Source organism: Streptomyces sp. NPDC050121, from assembly GCF_044460385.1.
Classification (GTDB): Bacteria; Actinomycetota; Actinomycetes; order Streptomycetales; family Streptomycetaceae; genus Streptomyces; species Streptomyces soliscabiei.
The window spans coordinates 442,424-457,237 of the sequence record NZ_JBITJV010000004.1; the positions used below are offsets into that span (position 1 = coordinate 442,424).

Consider the following 14,814-nt stretch of genomic DNA (forward strand, 5'->3'; position numbering starts at 1 on the left):
GGCGCGTAGGTGTCAGTGTGGCAGGCGCGGTCAGCGCCCGAGGACGCGAGCAAGGAACTCGGCGAGGGCGAGCAGCCCCAGACCGCCGAGCAGGGCGCGCGTGCTGACGTACCGGCTATCCGGATCCGGCGTGCTGCCAGACACCCGAACGATGCACTCGCCGGCCGGGACAAGGCCGCCGTGCTCACGGTCGCGGTGCTGCTGCCGGTACGCCTCGGCGGCCCGTCTCGTGGCCGGCGGGCTGCTCGCGCGGCACCGAGGGCACCGGTACTCGTAGGGCATCGAGGGCCTCTCTCGGACGGGTAGGACGGTAGGTAGGAGAAGAGTAGGGGCATGCGCTGACCTGCGGTTCCTACCTTTCTACCCGGTCCCTGGGGGTCGGGCGGGGAGGGGTTGGGGAGCGGGGTCCGCGGGGGTGCCTGACGGGGTGCTCGCGGGGGGCGCCGTGTCGGGGGCGGGCGGGAGGTCCCGGACGCGGATCCCGTCCCTCACCCGCTGCCGCCCACCGAGGATCAGCTTGAACTCCTCCACGGGCAGCCCGAAAGCGACGGCCGCCGCCTTCAGCTCGGGCTGTGTCCAGCCGACCAGTTCGGGCTCCTGGAGGAGGTCTGCCAGGTGGGCTCCCTGCCGGTGCCGGGATACGCGGCGGACGACGGCGGAGAACTCGTCGAGGGAGAGCAGCGCCTCCGACTCCTCATCGGACGCGCCCTCCTCATCCACAGGAGGCCCGGGAAGTGGTGCCACGCACCATGCGGCGGTGCACCAGACGATCGCGGCCCCGGGGACCGCGAACCGGGCGATGTGCGGGGCGTGGATCGCCGCGTACACGGTCACGTATCCGCCGAACGCGAGCGCGCCAAAGCGTTCCCAGCCGTCGAGGTGCCGGCCGAGGAGAGTCCAGCAGCGGCGGACGAGGACGATGGAGCCCGCAAACAGGGAGGCCCCAACCCCGCGGACGGCGAGGATGGGGCGCAGCTCTGCGGCCATACGACGGTGCAGGCCGGGGGCGGGGGGCTGCTCCCCTACCTCCTTGACGATCTTCATCAGATGATCCCCAACGCGTGCCCGCCGGTCAGGATCAACGCCTGCGGCAACCCCCACAAACCACCGGCCTTCGCCCACACCCCGGCGGCAAGGATCCCCGTGAACGCGGCCTTCCCCGGGGACAGCTCGCGAAAGTACATGAGCGCGGCAAGCCCCAGCGACACCGCGCCCATACCCGCCGACCCGAACCCGCCGCCGGTGAACACCGTGGCGAACGCGTCGGACAGGTTCCCCCCGACCGTCCAGATCGACCCGGCCGTCATGTAGAGCGTGCCTGCGGCCACGCCTGTCCACTGCGCCTGGTCGGAGGTGAGCTTCTTGCGGATGCGGCTCTTCTTCCCGCCTCCGCCTCCGCCCGGTGCGCCGCCGCTGGCCTTGGGTTCGCGGATCCCGGCGACGAGGATCACGGTGAGCGCGGTCGCGATGCCGCCGGCTCCGACGGTGCCGAGGATGCGGCCGCCCTCGACGCTGATCTCCTGGGCTGCGGCAAGGTGCTGAAGCATGCTGGGTTTCTCCTGGTCAGGCGGCCGGTGCCCAGAGGGCGAGCGCGAGAATGGTGGTGGCGAGGGGGATGCGGGCGGCCCAGGCGATGCCGGGCCACCAGTGACGGGTGCGGCGGTCCCACACGTGCGCGATGAGCAGGCATCCGCCGATGCCGAGGACGAGGGCGCCGCTGGTGCTGTAGTTGGTGCCGCAGTCGGCGAGCGCTGCAGCGCACGGCTGGTACAGGCCGAGGCCCCAACCGGCTCCGGCTGCGCTGGCGTTGTACAGGGCCGCGCGCGTCTTCGGGCTGATGGCCGCGGCGGCCCGCTCGGGAGTGGCGGTGAGGGCGACCGGGATGTGGGGGCGGGGCCAGTAGTCGGGTTGCGGAGTCCAACGGCTGTCCGGCTGGCGTGCGTCTTCGTCCGAGGTGGTGTCGTCGGCATAGAGGGCGTCCCACCAGTCCAGTTCGGAGGCCGGGTCGGCGGCGGGCGGTGCGGGGGTGCGGCTGCGCCACCAGTCAGGGAGGCGGGGGGCGCTCTTCCGGGGGGCGGGCGTGTCGGTCATGAGGGTTCCCTGGGGTGCGGGGTGGCCGAGGGGGCGGGCGCCGAGCCGGTTGAGGAAGTGGCGTATCCGCCGCTCGTCGGCTCCAGGAGTACGGCTCACGGGTAGAACCCCGTCCCTTCGTTGATCCGGCCGCGGGCTTCCTTGAGCCGTCGGCCGGCGGTGGCCGGGCTCACGGCGAGGATTTCGGCGGCGGTGGTCTTGGTGAGCGGCTCGCCGTTCCTGAGCCGGTTGGCGAGTTCGAGGATCTGCCGCTCGGCCTCGTCGACCTCAGGCTCAGGCGCGGGCTCAGGGCTCGGCTCAGCGCGGCTCACGAGGGTCGGCTCAGCCGGGCTCAAGACCGGCTCACGTGATCCCTGCTGGTCAGCGGGCTGCACGAGGAGCGGAGCCGGGTGCGTGATGGGCTCGGGTCCGGCGACGACGAGCGCGGTCTGAACAGTCGTCTCGAAGCCCGGCTCACGCGCGGGCTCACGGGTTGAGCCGGGCTCAGGCTCACGACTCGCGACCTCGATCGGGGCGGGCTCAGAGTGAGCCGGGGCGTGCTCGATGTCGAGGACGCCTGAGACCGGGCTCAGGGGCCGCCCGTACCGGGTGAGCCGCAGCGCCATGACCGCGGAGACCGGGGCCTTGCTTCGCCAGCGTCGTCCGTACCGAGCGCGCAGCCGGGCCCGCTCGACGAGCCGAGACTGCTCCAGCTGGATCACGGCCTCGTAGGAGCGCAGCTCCCACAGCTTCATGCGCCGCCACAGGCGGAAGGTGGAGATCGGGTCGAGGAGCCATCGGACCATGCGGACGGAGTCCATGTGGCGGCCGGCGGTGATGTCGGCGGTGCGGCCGATGGCGTGGCGGGCGGCTTCGATGACGGCGACGAAGAGGATCGGGATTACGGCGTGCATGCCGGTGCCGATGGGGTCGGGCCAGGCGGCGGCCGCGTTGAACGCGATCGTTGCGGCGGTGAGGAGCCAGGCGATATGGCGGAGCAGCGCGAGCGGCATCCGCAGCCACGTGAGGAGCAGGTCGAGGGCGAGCAGCACGAGGATCCCCGCGTCGACGCCGATCGGGAAGACGATGGCGAACGTGCCGAAGTGCTTGGCTTCCGCGAGCTTGCGCACGGCGGCGTAGGAGCCTGCGAAGCCGATCGTCGCGATGACGGCTGCTCCGAGGCCGACGCCGATGATGAGTCGGTGTTGCAGGTCGGTGAGCTTGGGGCGGTCGCCGGTGGACGTCTTCACGGTGCTCCTCCGGGAGCGGACGGGGACCGGCCCCCGCGGGGGGGAGATTTCGCGGGGGCCGGCCGTTCTGGGGTGGGGGTTATTGGCGGTAGGGGCCGCGGCGTTGCCGCTCCTGCTTGCGGTCCTGGTCTTCCCAGGCTTGGCCGGCGCGGGCGGTGCCGAGGAGGCTGCGGCGGTGGCCTTGGCGTCGGGTGCGTGCGGCTTGTTGGGTGGCGGACTCGCGGCCCGTGTACTTCTTCTCGGCGAGTTGGCGGTCTGCGCCGGAGCGGAAGGGGTTCCAGGCCATCAGTTGCCGCCGCCCGGGAGGATGCCTTGGCGGTCTTCGGTGCCGCCTTGCTCTGCCTTCTTGCGGTTGGCGGCTTGTTGGGTGGCGTAGTCGTTGGCGGCGCGGGCGAGGAGTTGGGCGGGGGTGGCGTTTTGGTCGGTGACGGCTGGGTTGGGGTGCTCGCTCATCGGACGCCCGCCTTGGTGTTGAGGGCCGTCTCCAGGCGCTGCATGGCGGCGCGGGCTTGGGCGTTGAGGGGCGCGGTACGGACGTACGTGGCGGCTTGGTGTGCGGCGATGTCGGCCGGGGTCATGGCCGGGGCGGGGCATTGGGACGTAAAGTCGGGCACGGTCATCTCTCCTGGTAGGCAGGTGGATGGCTGGCCCGGCGCGAGGTGCGAACTCACGCCGGGCCGTTCTGTTGGTGCTGTACGACCGTAGCTACTTCTTGCGTTCAGCGCAAGAAGTCTGGGAAGGTGGGCCCATGCCCGAAGACACGCCAGGAGAGGAGCAGCGGACGATGCTGTCCTTCACCGAGGCTGCCGAACGGCTCGTCGAAGACGGCATCGCCGAGAGCATGACGGCGGAGGGCTTGCGAAGGCTGGCCCGCGATCCACTGTCCGGCTGGCCGATCGGCCCCAACGACTACCGAGTCGTCGGGAAGACGCGGATGCTCCCCTACGAGCTGCTGGGGCCGTACATGCGGTCACGAAAGCGCGGTCGGGGGCCTGCCAAGCAGCCGCGAAAGAAGAGGGCCCTAGCCCCGCCGCGACAAGGAGATCCCGTGATCACGACCGTTGACGCCCGTAAGGACCTGTACGCCTTCGCGATGCAGGGCAAGGAGCATTCGCCTGCGAACTCGGAGCGCGCGAGTGAGAAGATCGACGCCTTCCGTGCGGCGGTGGTTGCTGAGGTGGTGGCCGCGCTCCAGTCGAAGGCGCAGGAACTGTCGGTGGAGGCCGAGGAGGAGATGCGTCGGGACCTGGAGGATCAGGCGCAGGTGTGGCATGAGGCGGCCGAGGTGGCGGCGAAGCTGAAGCTGGGGAAGGCGAAGGCGTCAGATGGATGAGTTGGTGCAGTTCGTCGCCGATCGGCTGACGGAGGAGATCGAGTGGGAGCGTCGCGCTGGCGTCCTACTCATCACTCACGGCGTGCCCACGTTGGGGGGCGACCCAGTACGGGCAGGAGAGCATGTCCGCTTCAAGGTTCAGGCCGCCGAGACCAGGCTCGCGCTCTTCGATGAGACGATCCGGCCCTATCTCGGGACTGCTGGACCAACGGGTCGGATCGCCGAACAGCAGCTGCGGCTTTTGGCTTTCGTGCATGGCGGCGACCATGAGGACTACCGGAATTCGTGGCGTCCGTGACCTCGTCCGCTGTGTCCAAGTTGCCACCGAGTCAAGCCACTTCGGCCGCTTCTGGCACGTAGAATGATCTGAAACGGCGACGGCCGGACGGGGCTCAATCCGTCCGGCCGTTTTCGCTTTGAGCGGGGCACCACCCCCGCCGCGCTGGACCCACCAGGTCCGCCATGCCGACCTATCGCCAGAGAGGACAAGCACTACTCATGACCATAGCGTTCCAAGCCTGCCCCTGCCAGACAGGGAGCGGCCGGTGCTGATTGTCGAACGGTCGAAGCCGAAGAAGAACTTCACGCAACTCCCGAACGAGCTGGTCTTCGACGAGCGGTTGGGCGCTCTGGCTCGCTTGGTGCTCATTCAGATCCTCGCGCACCGGCCTGGCTGGCAGACCAACGCGGCGAAGTTGTGGGAGACCGCCGACAGGCACCGGGGCGCACGGGCGGAAAGCCGGCGTGCATTCCGCCGTGCCTTCGCGGAGCTTGAAGAGTTCGGTTACATGATCCGCACGAAGACGAAGATCCCCGCAGGGCAACCGGGCGCAGGGGATTTCGTGACGATCCTGACGGTCTATGACGTTCCGAGAGAGTGATCTCCTGGAAGGTGTCAGTCGTGGGGCCTTCCAGCGTGGAACACCTCCAGCCGGAACACTTCCACGATGCGGCCTCAAAAGACCAACACGGGGTTACATAACACTGCCGGGGCAACACTGTCGCTGTCGCTCCCGCCCTCATCAATATTCCGGGGGCGAAGCCCGGCCTTAGTGCGTGCGCGTGAGGCTGAAGCGGACAGCAGGATGATCCACGACAACGACGAGGCCCCCGGTCGATCGACAACCGGGGGCCTCGCTGTACGAGATGTTGCAGCACGGACCAGTCCAGCCATGGAAACCAGCCCGCGCTCTGATGATAAGACCGGCCGCCGACAGCGGGTGGGTGCGGCACAGGGGCCGCGGTCTTCCGGTGTCGACGTTGCGGGCGTAGCGTCGTGGGCGCACAACGGAGGGCGCCCGCCGGCCCGCTGACCTGATGGGTTGGCGGGCCGCGTGCTGTTCAGGTGTCGGTCGCTTCAGTCGCTGCCGGGCTGGTGCCGGCGTGGGCCTCGGCCACATGCCGTTCCCGCTCTGCCAGCGCCGACGACTGCGTGTGATGCCCCAGACCGAGCCAGCCGTCGCAGGTGTCGGTGCCCCAGCAGCGGAACGCCCACAGCGTCCGTCCGCGTTCCGTGTACTCCCGCACCGTCATCGCGCCTTCGGGGTCGAACGGGGCGACGCTGATCTCGTTGCGGAGTTCGGTCAGCGGCTGGTTGCCGGGCGGCGGTCCTTCGAGGTCCCAGCGGTCAGCGAGCGTGTTCATGCGCTGGCGGAGGCGGTCGCGTTGCGCGTAGGCGGCGGCCAGGTGCTGGCGGGCTTCGGCGAGTTCTTCGGCTTCGGCGCGCAGCCACGGCCATTCCCGGTACAGGACGGCAAGGACGTGGTCGGCCTGCTCTCGGCGGTGCGCGACGGGCGGGGTGGTCTTGATCTGGCCGAGGGCTTTGATGATCTCGTCGCGGAGTTCGGCGCGCCGGGATGGGGTGGGCTCGGTCATCGCTGCTTCCTTGCTGCGCGTTTGAGGGCGCGTCGGGTGGCCCGGTTGGGCGGGGTCTGGTCGGGGGTGTCGTCGTCGACGAGCTGCTCGGTGCGGGTGAGGACGGTGTCCCAGGTGACGCCCGGCTTTGGCGCGCGCTCGCCGCGGGGGCTGCTCGACGGGGCGATCACGGCTGCTCCAGTACGTAGCCGGTGCGCCGTTGGGCTCCGGTCTTGGTGCTGTCGCTGTCGTGGAGGGCGGTGACGAGGATCTGCCGGAACCGCTTGCCGTCGTGGGCGTCGACGATGTGGGCGCGGGCGTCACCGGGACGATACGACTTGATGCGGATACGGGGGCCGCCGCGGGGGTCGAGGCTGCGGTAGATCTGTCCGGCCTGGATCATGCGGCGTCCTCGTCGTAGTGGTTGATCATGTCTCCGAAGCATTCGTCGAAGCGCGTCTGTTCGGCGACGTGGTCCCAGTCGGGCATCGGTGCCAGGTCGGGGATGGTCGTGCGGATGATCGCCTCGACTTGGGCGGAGGCGCGGCGGAGTGTGCGGCCGGTGCGGTGGCCGATGCACCAGCCGGCGGCGAGCGCGAACACGGCGGCGAGGAGGGCGGTCACAGGTACTCCGGGGCGTGGATGGTGGTGGCGCGGTAGATGCCGGCGAGGTTGCCGCCTTGGTTGCGGAGGTCGTTGATTTCGGCTTGGCGGAGGTCCCCGGGGGTGGGGGTGTCGGTGGGTGGTGGGGTGTTGCAGGGTTCCGACCATTCGAGGGTGAGCTGGACGCCGGTCATGGCTGGTCCGGGGTGCCGAGGACCGCGCGGGCGGCCTGCGAGTTGCCGGACATGGGCGGGGCCAGGGCCTTGTGCACGCGGGTCAGGTAGTCGTTCGACTCGCCGTTGCGCTGCCACTCGTGGATGACGTCGAGCGCGTCCTTCACCCGCTGCTGGTGCGTGAGCGCCGCCTTCAACTGCTGCTCTCGCTCAGCCGCCACGGCCTGCCAGTCGACTGGTGATCCCTGCTCGATGCCGTGGACTTCGACGCCGAGCGCGGTCAGCGTCTGCCCCCAGGACTCGAAGCGGTGCGCCCGGTCGTCGACGTACACGGTCGCGGGGAGTTTCCGATCGGTGACGAGGAGCAGGCCGCGCGTGTTCCAGAACGGCTTGCGGCGGCCGTACCAGGTGCGGGGCAGGTGAGTGGTGCAGTCGATGTCGTGCTGGGAGGTCTGCTCGATCCAGCGGGCCACCTGCTTCGGGTTGCGGGTGGTGTGGATGAAGACGCTGTCGCGCTGCATGAGGAGTTCGAGCGCGTACAGGGCGTCGGCGATCGGCGGGTCGTAGATGGTGCCGTCCTGCCAGCCTTGGGTGTAGGCGTGGATTACTCCGTCGAAGTCGATGGCGATGGTCATGTCGTGCCTTTCGGGTCGGGCGTGCGGCTCAGGCGGGGCCGCCCCGGGTGGGGGCGGCCGAGGGGCAGGCTCAGGCGGTGAAGCGGCGGACGGGGATTTCGGCGGAGTCGGCGAGGCGTGCGGTGTAGGACGCGCCCCGGGACTGGTCCTTGATGAAGGCGAGGCAGATGTCTGCGCCTGCGACGACCATGAGGGCGTTACGGATCGGGCCTGCCTTTCGGCCGTGCTTCACCCAGTTCGCGGGATGGGCCTCGATCACGGCGCCGAAGCCGCGCGCCCACTCGTGCGCCATCTGGTCTGCGCCGGTGGGGCAGGCGCCATGCACGATGACGATCTTGCGGTCGGCGGGAAGCGGGCGGACGACGTTGGCGAGGGCGTCGTAGACGGCTTGTTGGTCTTCCCAGTCGCGGCTGCCGGTTACCAAGATCCGGTAGGGCTTCATGCGGTCTCCTGTGGGTCGAGAGTCTCTGTGCGGGCCTCTGAGGGCCGTTGCGGGCGCGGTGCGGGAAAACCCCTGCCGACGGGCTGCGGGGCCGTCTGGCAACAACTGCGGGAGCAGGACGGGCCTGTTGCGGTCGTACCGGTCGGCGGCGCTGAAACCACCGGAAGCCGTACACGCCCATCTGAGGCGTCAGGAGCGCCCCCGGCGTCGCGAGAGCCGCACGAGGGGCTCTCGGGCCCTCCAGCGCCCGCACAGCCACGCGCACGGGCCCCGCACACCCCGGCCGCGACCATGCAGGCGGCGATCCCGGCCGGGAGGCAAGCGGGCAGGGCGGTCACGGGGCGTCTCCGTCCCAGACCGCACCGCCGTTCGGGCCGCTGCCGGTGTGCATCCCGGTGTGGCCCAGCGGGAGTTTGCAAATCCGGCCGAGGGCGCCGTGCTTGGCCGGGCAGCGCTGCGCCTCCCGTGTCTGGGTGTCGGGCTGCTCCCCGACGGCGGGCCGCTCGGCGTAGTCGCAGGGCGCTTTGCAGGCGTGGCACCACGGCTCCCCGGCAACGAGCGGCGAGAAGCGGGCCCGGTGGTCGGCTCGGCCGTCGTGGTCGCGCTTCGGATGCGTGCAGGCGGCGCAGCGCGGGCTGTCGGGCTCGGGTCGGGCAGCCTGCGTCTCGGCGGGCTGTTCCTCGGCGGCCACACGGCTCGGGCCCGGCTGGCAGCCACAGCCCCAGTTGTGGGACTCCGGCGTCGGGCAGTGCACGTCGTGCTCGATGCCGGTCTCACAGGCCGGGCAGTCGGCCATGCGGCGCAGCAGGGCGACGACTGCGTCCCTGTCGCGGGTGTCCCACCAGAAGCCACCGTCCTCGTCGAGCTGCGGCCGGTACGGGATCGGACCGGGATGGCTGGCCACCTCCTCGGCCGCTTCCCGGAGCAGCGTGGCCCGGTTGGTGGCGCGGGCATGAAGGGCCGCCTGCCTCCATCGGTCGATCACCTCGGCCGCGTCCTGCGGCTCCAGGTAGTCGCCGCAGTTGCAGCCGGTGATCTCGGTGATGCAGGCGTCCTCGAAGTGCTGCTGCTTCGAGTGCCCGCAGATGCACACGGGCGCTGGGGCGGGCAGGACGGCCAGCAGCGCGTCAGCAACTTCGGCGGCGTTGATCCTTGCGGCTTCCTCGTCGGAGAAGTTCGCGAGGAATGGCGTGACGGTGTCGGCGATCCGGTCGCGCAGCGTGGCCCGGTTGGCGGACACGACAACAGACGGCAAGGCGGCAGGCGCCCGCTCGGCTTCAGCTCGGGCCATGCACTCGTCGTGAAAAACATCGATCGGTCGCGGTCGGTGGTCAGTCACGGGTTCCTCCGTAAGGTGGGCGGGCCGGCGGCTCGCACTTCGACTGCGAGCCGCCGGTACGGGTCAGGGGGTCGGGGCGGCGGTCATGCGGGCAGGTCGAGGTCGAGGACCCCCTGCGCGAACCGCTCGCGGGCGAGGTCGTGGTAGGCGGGGTTGAGGTCGATCCCGACGTACTTCCGGCCGAGCTGGCGGGCCGCGGCGCCGGTGGTGCCGGTGCCGGAGAACGGGTCGAGGACGGTTCCGCCTGGCTTGCAACCCGCCTTGATGCAGCGGAGCGGCAGGTCGATCGGGAACACCGCGAAGTGCGCGCCGGGGTAGCGGCCAGTCGGGATCGACCACACGTCGCCCGGGTTGCGGCCGCGCGGGTTCGCGGCCACTCGCTGAACGCCCGCTGCTGACGCGCCGCCCGCGCCTTGACGCATCGCTTCCCCGCGCCCCTTGCGGGTCTCCCAGTCGAGGACGGGGCGGCGTTTGGTGTCGTCGCTCACGGGTTCACGGATCGGGTCCAGGTCGAACGCGTAGCGGGTGTGCTTGGTGAACAGGAACAGGTGCTCGTGCCGGTTGCTGAGCCGGTCGCGGACCGACTCGGGCATGCAGTCGATCTTGTTCCAGATGATCTCGTTGCGGAGGATCCAGCCGACGTCCTGGAGGGCGAAGGCTGTCCACCAGGGAATCCCCAGCAGGTTCTTCGCCACGGTCGTGTCACCGAGGTTCAGCCAGAGCGTGCCGTCGTCGGCGAGGACACGGCGGGCTTCAGCAAAGACGGCGCGCATGGCGGCGACGTATGCGGCTGGGGTTTCCTCCTGCCCGTATTGGCCCGGCGTGCCGTAGTCGCGTAGCGAGTAGTAGGGCGGGCTGGTGACGATGCAGTCGACGGAGCCGGTGGGCAGGGTGCGGAGTTGGTCCAGGGCGTCACCGAGGAGGAGGGTCACCTGCTCGTCGCGGTAGTACTCCGCGCGCCCGTTCATGCCGGCCTGCTGTCGGCCGCACCAGACACGGCAGGAGCAGCGGCCCGGTGGCCGGTGAGGGTGAACGCCTCGCAGCCGGGGCAGTCGTCGACGTGCTCCGGGTCGTCGCTGTCGTCCGCGACGACGTGCGTCTCCTCGGGGCGCTCCACGTCGTCGGCGAGCAGGTACAGGAGGTTGATCGCGTCGTCGTCGCGGTCGGTCGCCTCCAGCGTCTCCGCGGCCTTCCGCAGAACCTGCGCGTCGTGCCGCGCCAGGGCGACGGCAGCGTCGTCGCGCGGGGCGTCCACGCCGACGGTCGCCTGCGAGAGCAGGTACAGCGCGCCGAGGGCGGCCGTGCCGGGGTCGTCGAGGTCGTAGCAGAGCGCGGCCAGAGCGGCGCGGGCTTCGACGGCCGGGCCCTCCAGCTCGGTGACGCGGGCGCGGAGCCTGCGGAGTTCGGCGACGAGCACGGGCAGTACGGCGCGCGCTTCCACAAGATCGTGGATGTCCTGCCGCTGCTTGTCGTCGATCTCGTCCTCGCCCGGATCCCAGGTGCTCAGGTCGAGTTCGACGATCTGGTCCGTGACCTTGTACGTGGACGGGAACGAGTACATGTCGATCTCGCCGGACTCGTCGCGGCGGACGTGGGTGAGTGCCTTCTCGCGCCACACCTGCAGGCTGCCCTCGCAGTCGGACACGTAGAACGGGTCATCTGCGACGCGGGCGGCGATGGCTTCGATGTCGTCGATCTGCTGGTCGGTGAGGGGTGTGGGCTGCTGGTTCACGGGTTTCCTCCGGTTTCCAACCATCTGGTTGGCATTCGCGGTTTGGGGCGGGCGGTCAGGCGGCGGGCAGGTAGTGCACGTGCAAGGCTTGGTCGGCGTCCCGATCGGCGATCTTCATGAGCCAGGCGGATTCGGGATCTTCGGGCTGCCACTCGAAGACCACCCACTGCGGCACCAGTTCGGCGAGCTCGTCGCGGAGTTCGGTCTCGTCGTCGATGCCGTGCTGCTTGCGGAGATGGGCGGCCACGGCGGTCTCGGCTTTGCCCCGGTCGGCGGTGAGGGCGGCCATGTCGCCGTCGTCGAACTCGACGATGAGGACGCCGTCGTACTGGTGGTTGAAGCCGGGGTGCTGGGTGGTGGGCTGGAAGCGGGTCATGGTGGTCTGCCTTCGTGTGGTGGGGTTGCGCGGGCGCGGTGGTGATCGGTTAGGCGGCGGTGTCGGTGCGGTTCGGGTTGGGGTGGCCGGCGGTGTGGGGTTAGGCGCTCACGGCGTGGAGGTGGCGTTCGCGGGGCGGGTAGGTGGGTGGGAGTTGGTCGATGGCTGCTTCGAGTTCGGCGGCGATGGCGAGCCATTCGGTGGCTTGCCTGGTGTGGGGGCGTTGTCCGGCGGCGTTGTAGAGGGCTTCGATGAGTCGGTCGGCGGTGCGGATGTTGGGGAGGTTGATGCGGATGCTCATCGGGGTGCCTTTCTCAGAGGGGCCAGGGGGTGGGCTGGTAGGCGAGGGGGAGTTCGACCTGTCCGGGCGTGAGGGGCGCTGGGCGGCGCGTGAGGGCTTGCGGGGGCTTGGGTGGCAGTCGGGGGCCCGGAGGGGCTGCGCGGGCGCCCTGGGGGGCTCCTGCGAGCTTCCTGGCGCATGTGGGGCCGTAGGGGCCGGGGCTCTTGCGGAGCGTCCGGCCGCAGCCCGCGCACTTACGGGCGGTCATCCTTCGGCCTCGTCGTCGAGGCTGGCGAGGAACGCCTTCACAGTCACTGTCTCGTCGGCCTTCAGCGCTTCCAGCAGCGGCTTGTACAACCCGTGCCGTCCGGTGTTGTAGCCATCGTGGTAGCGGCAGTTCCCGCCGCGCTCGCCGCAGGCGGGGCAGTGCTGCCATGCGCCGTCGTCGGCGTACGGAGCGATCTCCGGAACCTGGTCGTCGTAGACGTCGCCCTCGGCGCCGGACGGCAGGGCGAGCGCGGCATCGGGACGTCCGACGCCGAAAACGCGCAGCGGCCAGTCGTTGTCGAGGGCCCGCAGTTTCCACAGCAGGGCGGCGGCGGTGGCGGGCTGCCAGTCGACGAGGTGGTCCCACAGGTCGGTGGCGGCGATGGCCGGGTCGGGCGGGGTGGTGGTCATGCGAGCGTTTCCTCTGCTTCCTGGTAGCGGCGGGCGTGGACGGTGGTGAGCGGGAAGCCGTCCGGGGTGCGGCAGGTGATTCCGGGCTCGCCCTGGCATTCCGGGCAGCAGGCGGTGGTGCGGGCCCAGTCGGTCATGCGCTGCGGGTGCGGCTTCGGGAGCAGCCGGCCGGACTTGCGCAACGTGCACGGCTGGTGGGCTCGTGCCCCGCAGTGGGTGCAGGGCACGGAGCGGGCGGGGTGTTGGCCGGTACGCAGCTGGTGGTGGAGTTCGTCGGGCATGGGCGCGGTGTAACGCGGGCGGTCGGTCACGGCTTCGGCTCCTCGTCGACGATCACGGCGTCCGGGATGTCCTCGGCGTTGGCCTGCTGGCGGGCGAGGTGGGCGGCGGACATCTGCCGGATGCGGTCTGCCTGCGCTTCGCGTTCCGCCTCCGTGGCCTCCGCGACGCCCTCGGCGGCCCGTAGGCGGGCGCTGTGCGGCTTGGGGCGGGGCTTGCCCAGTGGCCGCTTCTCCGAGCCCCCGGGCGTCTTGCACGGGCGCCCTATGGCCGCTCCGCAGGCGGGGCACTGGACGCCGAGCGGGCCGGTACGGCGGACCGTGTCGATCAACTCCGCGGCGACGGCCTCCTCGTCGGAGTCCGGGACGGTGCGGTTGCCTTCCCAGCCACGGGCTTCCAACTCCTCCATGACGTTCTTCGCCGGGCCGCCGGTGAGAGCGAGCCGGCCGACGGGTGCCGGTGAGCGGCCGGAGGCGATGGCCTGGACCTGGCCGCGGTAGCGGGCCAGGAACTCGGCGTCGGTCTCGTCGGCGATCGGCTCGTACTGGAAGTTCTCCAGCCGCTTGCTGCGGATCTTGGAGCGGAGGGTGCGGATGTGGTGCGGGAGGATCCACAGGCGTTCGTTCGGGTTCTGCGGCGGGGTGCGGTAGTAGACCGCCACCGCAGCCTTCGCGTCCGTGTCCAACGGGACGTCGTCGAGGGCGGCGGCCCAGGCGACGGCAGCAGCGGCGGACGGGTTGCGGTTGTCGAAGGCTGCGGCGTGGCCGAGGAGTTCGGCCGCTTCGGTCGGGTTCACGCGGAGTCTCCTTGCTCGGCGAGTTGCGCAGCGATGGCAGCCCAGCCGGCGACCTTCGCGTCGGTTCCGGTGAGCGGCTGGCCGGGGAGGGCGATGACGTTGGAGGGCGTGTACGGGCGGCGTTGTGCGGCGCGTTGGGCGTCGTCGCGGATCCACTTCTGCCAGGCGTCGGGCCACGACTTTCGGCGGGCGCCGGTGGAGCGGTAGTGGGATACGAACTGGGCGGTGGCGTGGTCGACGTCGAGGGCCGGGTAGGTGGCGTGGCACCAGCGGCGCATGGAGTCGGTCAGCTGGAAGCCGTCGACTTCAATAGGAGCGGGCGCAAGAGCGTCAAGATCAGCGGCCCTACTACCGGTAGATCCCCCATCTACATCAGCCACGTCGTAGTTATGGGAGGGGAGGGGAGGGGAGGGGACACCCGTTGCACCCTCATGGGTGTCACGCCGTGACAGGCCGTCCTGACCTGCGGTGGAGTCGTCAAACAGGGGGTCTTTTCGGCCCCGTTTCCGCTCCGATTCGGATCCGTTTCCGCTCCGAATCGAGCCCGAATCGGAGCCGATTCGCGCGTGATTCCGGTTCGAGCGGGCCGTGTCGCGGCCCTTCTGCTGCCGTTTCCGGGCGGCTTCGCGGGCGTTCTCGATCTGCGCGCGGGACTTGTTGTAGTCGAGATAGTCGTGGATGACGTAGTCGCCGTCGGCCGGCTGCTCGCACCGTGGGCACTGGTGTCCGGCTGCATGGAGCAGACCGACGGCGATGAGTTTGCGCACGTTGGGTTCGGTGCCGTAGCTGCGGACGATGTCGCCGTCGAGGTGGCCCTCCGTGAGGTGCCTGGTTGCGTGCACGCCGAGGCGCACGAACAGACCGACGGCGGCATTGCCCGCCTTGCGCACCTTGGGGTGCGTGTCGAACCCGTCGTCGAGGGCGAACCAGGCCATGAAGAGCTTCTCTCGTCCGTACTGATCAGGAAGGAGGCG

Annotated in this window: 26 protein-coding genes; 3 read left to right on the forward strand and 23 right to left on the reverse strand. The window is 70.3% G+C overall.

Annotated features, from left to right (window positions below):
* Positions 1-360: 360 nt before the first annotated feature.
* From ACIBTS_RS09195 to ACIBTS_RS09225, 7 genes are all read right to left on the reverse strand, one after another.
* Positions 361-1,044: a hypothetical protein gene (locus tag ACIBTS_RS09195; RefSeq protein WP_399317830.1), complete on the reverse strand. Its 684-nt coding sequence runs from the start codon at positions 1,042-1,044 to the stop codon at positions 361-363.
* Complete coding sequence (locus ACIBTS_RS09200) at positions 1,044-1,547, reverse strand: hypothetical protein (RefSeq protein WP_399317831.1); 504 nt, start codon at positions 1,545-1,547, stop codon at positions 1,044-1,046. Before ACIBTS_RS09200 ends, ACIBTS_RS09195 begins: the two co-directional genes overlap by 1 nt.
* 16 nt (positions 1,548-1,563) lie before the next feature.
* Positions 1,564-2,190, reverse strand: a complete 627-nt coding sequence (locus ACIBTS_RS09205) for a hypothetical protein (RefSeq protein ID WP_399317833.1) — start codon at positions 2,188-2,190, stop codon at positions 1,564-1,566.
* Positions 2,187-3,320, reverse strand: coding sequence for a DUF2637 domain-containing protein (locus ACIBTS_RS09210; RefSeq protein ID WP_399317835.1), 1,134 nt, complete (start codon positions 3,318-3,320; stop codon positions 2,187-2,189). Before ACIBTS_RS09210 ends, ACIBTS_RS09205 begins: the two co-directional genes overlap by 4 nt.
* Before the next feature lie 79 nt (positions 3,321-3,399).
* Complete coding sequence (locus ACIBTS_RS09215) at positions 3,400-3,606, reverse strand: hypothetical protein (protein WP_399317837.1); 207 nt, start codon at positions 3,604-3,606, stop codon at positions 3,400-3,402.
* Entirely contained in the window at positions 3,606-3,773 is a 168-nt protein-coding gene (locus ACIBTS_RS09220) for a hypothetical protein (RefSeq protein WP_399317838.1), read from the reverse strand. Before ACIBTS_RS09220 ends, ACIBTS_RS09215 begins: the two co-directional genes overlap by 1 nt.
* The gene (locus tag ACIBTS_RS09225; protein ID WP_399317840.1) at positions 3,770-3,934 is read right to left on the reverse strand and encodes a hypothetical protein; all 165 of its coding nucleotides are present in this window, start codon (positions 3,932-3,934) and stop codon (positions 3,770-3,772) included. The genes ACIBTS_RS09220 and ACIBTS_RS09225 overlap by 4 nt, the downstream gene beginning before the upstream one ends.
* 170 nt (positions 3,935-4,104) lie before the next feature.
* Here ACIBTS_RS09225 and ACIBTS_RS09230 point away from each other — a divergent pair, with 170 nt between their 5' ends.
* From ACIBTS_RS09230 to ACIBTS_RS09240, 3 genes are all read left to right on the forward strand, one after another.
* On the forward strand, positions 4,105-4,653 hold the full coding sequence (locus ACIBTS_RS09230; RefSeq protein WP_399317842.1) for a hypothetical protein: 549 nt from the start codon (positions 4,105-4,107) through the stop codon (positions 4,651-4,653).
* Complete coding sequence (locus ACIBTS_RS09235) at positions 4,646-4,951, forward strand: hypothetical protein (RefSeq protein ID WP_399317844.1); 306 nt, start codon at positions 4,646-4,648, stop codon at positions 4,949-4,951. The genes ACIBTS_RS09230 and ACIBTS_RS09235 overlap by 8 nt, the downstream gene beginning before the upstream one ends.
* A gap of 247 nt (positions 4,952-5,198) precedes the next feature.
* Positions 5,199-5,534: a hypothetical protein gene (locus ACIBTS_RS09240; RefSeq protein WP_399317846.1), complete on the forward strand. Its 336-nt coding sequence runs from the start codon at positions 5,199-5,201 to the stop codon at positions 5,532-5,534.
* Positions 5,535-5,994: 460 nt separating this feature from the next.
* Here ACIBTS_RS09240 and ACIBTS_RS09245 read toward each other — a convergent pair whose 3' ends face one another.
* From ACIBTS_RS09245 to ACIBTS_RS09320, 16 genes are all read right to left on the reverse strand, one after another.
* Complete coding sequence (locus tag ACIBTS_RS09245; protein ID WP_399317847.1) at positions 5,995-6,528, reverse strand: hypothetical protein; 534 nt, start codon at positions 6,526-6,528, stop codon at positions 5,995-5,997.
* Positions 6,525-6,698: a hypothetical protein gene (locus ACIBTS_RS09250; RefSeq protein ID WP_399317848.1), complete on the reverse strand. Its 174-nt coding sequence runs from the start codon at positions 6,696-6,698 to the stop codon at positions 6,525-6,527. The genes ACIBTS_RS09245 and ACIBTS_RS09250 overlap by 4 nt, the downstream gene beginning before the upstream one ends.
* Positions 6,695-6,910 (reverse strand): hypothetical protein, encoded by a 216-nt coding sequence (locus ACIBTS_RS09255; protein WP_399317849.1) that lies wholly within the window; start codon positions 6,908-6,910, stop codon positions 6,695-6,697. Before ACIBTS_RS09255 ends, ACIBTS_RS09250 begins: the two co-directional genes overlap by 4 nt.
* A complete protein-coding gene (locus tag ACIBTS_RS09260) occupies positions 6,907-7,131 on the reverse strand; it encodes a hypothetical protein (protein ID WP_399317851.1) in 225 nt (74 codons plus the stop codon). Before ACIBTS_RS09260 ends, ACIBTS_RS09255 begins: the two co-directional genes overlap by 4 nt.
* Positions 7,128-7,304 carry a hypothetical protein gene (locus ACIBTS_RS09265; protein ID WP_399317852.1) on the reverse strand — a complete coding sequence of 59 codons (177 nt, stop codon included), beginning with the start codon at positions 7,302-7,304 and terminating at the stop codon, positions 7,128-7,130. The genes ACIBTS_RS09260 and ACIBTS_RS09265 overlap by 4 nt, the downstream gene beginning before the upstream one ends.
* Positions 7,301-7,918, reverse strand: coding sequence for a hypothetical protein (locus tag ACIBTS_RS09270; protein ID WP_399317853.1), 618 nt, complete (start codon positions 7,916-7,918; stop codon positions 7,301-7,303). The genes ACIBTS_RS09265 and ACIBTS_RS09270 overlap by 4 nt, the downstream gene beginning before the upstream one ends.
* A 70-nt stretch (positions 7,919-7,988) precedes the next feature.
* Positions 7,989-8,360, reverse strand: a complete 372-nt coding sequence (locus ACIBTS_RS09275; protein ID WP_399317855.1) for a DUF2493 domain-containing protein — start codon at positions 8,358-8,360, stop codon at positions 7,989-7,991.
* Positions 8,361-8,694: 334 nt separating this feature from the next.
* Positions 8,695-9,651, reverse strand: coding sequence for a hypothetical protein (locus ACIBTS_RS09280; protein ID WP_399317856.1), 957 nt, complete (start codon positions 9,649-9,651; stop codon positions 8,695-8,697).
* A gap of 131 nt (positions 9,652-9,782) precedes the next feature.
* Positions 9,783-10,667, reverse strand: coding sequence for a DNA-methyltransferase (locus ACIBTS_RS09285; protein ID WP_399317858.1), 885 nt, complete (start codon positions 10,665-10,667; stop codon positions 9,783-9,785).
* A complete protein-coding gene (locus ACIBTS_RS09290; protein WP_399317860.1) occupies positions 10,664-11,431 on the reverse strand; it encodes a hypothetical protein in 768 nt (255 codons plus the stop codon). The genes ACIBTS_RS09285 and ACIBTS_RS09290 overlap by 4 nt, the downstream gene beginning before the upstream one ends.
* Before the next feature lie 55 nt (positions 11,432-11,486).
* Positions 11,487-11,807, reverse strand: coding sequence for a hypothetical protein (locus ACIBTS_RS09295; RefSeq protein WP_399317861.1), 321 nt, complete (start codon positions 11,805-11,807; stop codon positions 11,487-11,489).
* Between the two features lie 100 nt (positions 11,808-11,907).
* Positions 11,908-12,108 (reverse strand): hypothetical protein, encoded by a 201-nt coding sequence (locus ACIBTS_RS09300; protein ID WP_399317863.1) that lies wholly within the window; start codon positions 12,106-12,108, stop codon positions 11,908-11,910.
* A gap of 243 nt (positions 12,109-12,351) precedes the next feature.
* On the reverse strand, positions 12,352-12,765 hold the full coding sequence (locus ACIBTS_RS09305; protein ID WP_399317864.1) for a hypothetical protein: 414 nt from the start codon (positions 12,763-12,765) through the stop codon (positions 12,352-12,354).
* On the reverse strand, positions 12,762-13,076 hold the full coding sequence (locus tag ACIBTS_RS09310; RefSeq protein ID WP_399317866.1) for a hypothetical protein: 315 nt from the start codon (positions 13,074-13,076) through the stop codon (positions 12,762-12,764). The genes ACIBTS_RS09305 and ACIBTS_RS09310 overlap by 4 nt, the downstream gene beginning before the upstream one ends.
* Entirely contained in the window at positions 13,073-13,840 is a 768-nt protein-coding gene (locus ACIBTS_RS09315) for a hypothetical protein (RefSeq protein WP_399317868.1), read from the reverse strand. Before ACIBTS_RS09315 ends, ACIBTS_RS09310 begins: the two co-directional genes overlap by 4 nt.
* A complete protein-coding gene (locus ACIBTS_RS09320) occupies positions 13,837-14,775 on the reverse strand; it encodes a hypothetical protein (protein WP_399317870.1) in 939 nt (312 codons plus the stop codon). Before ACIBTS_RS09320 ends, ACIBTS_RS09315 begins: the two co-directional genes overlap by 4 nt.
* Positions 14,776-14,814: the final 39 nt, after the last annotated feature.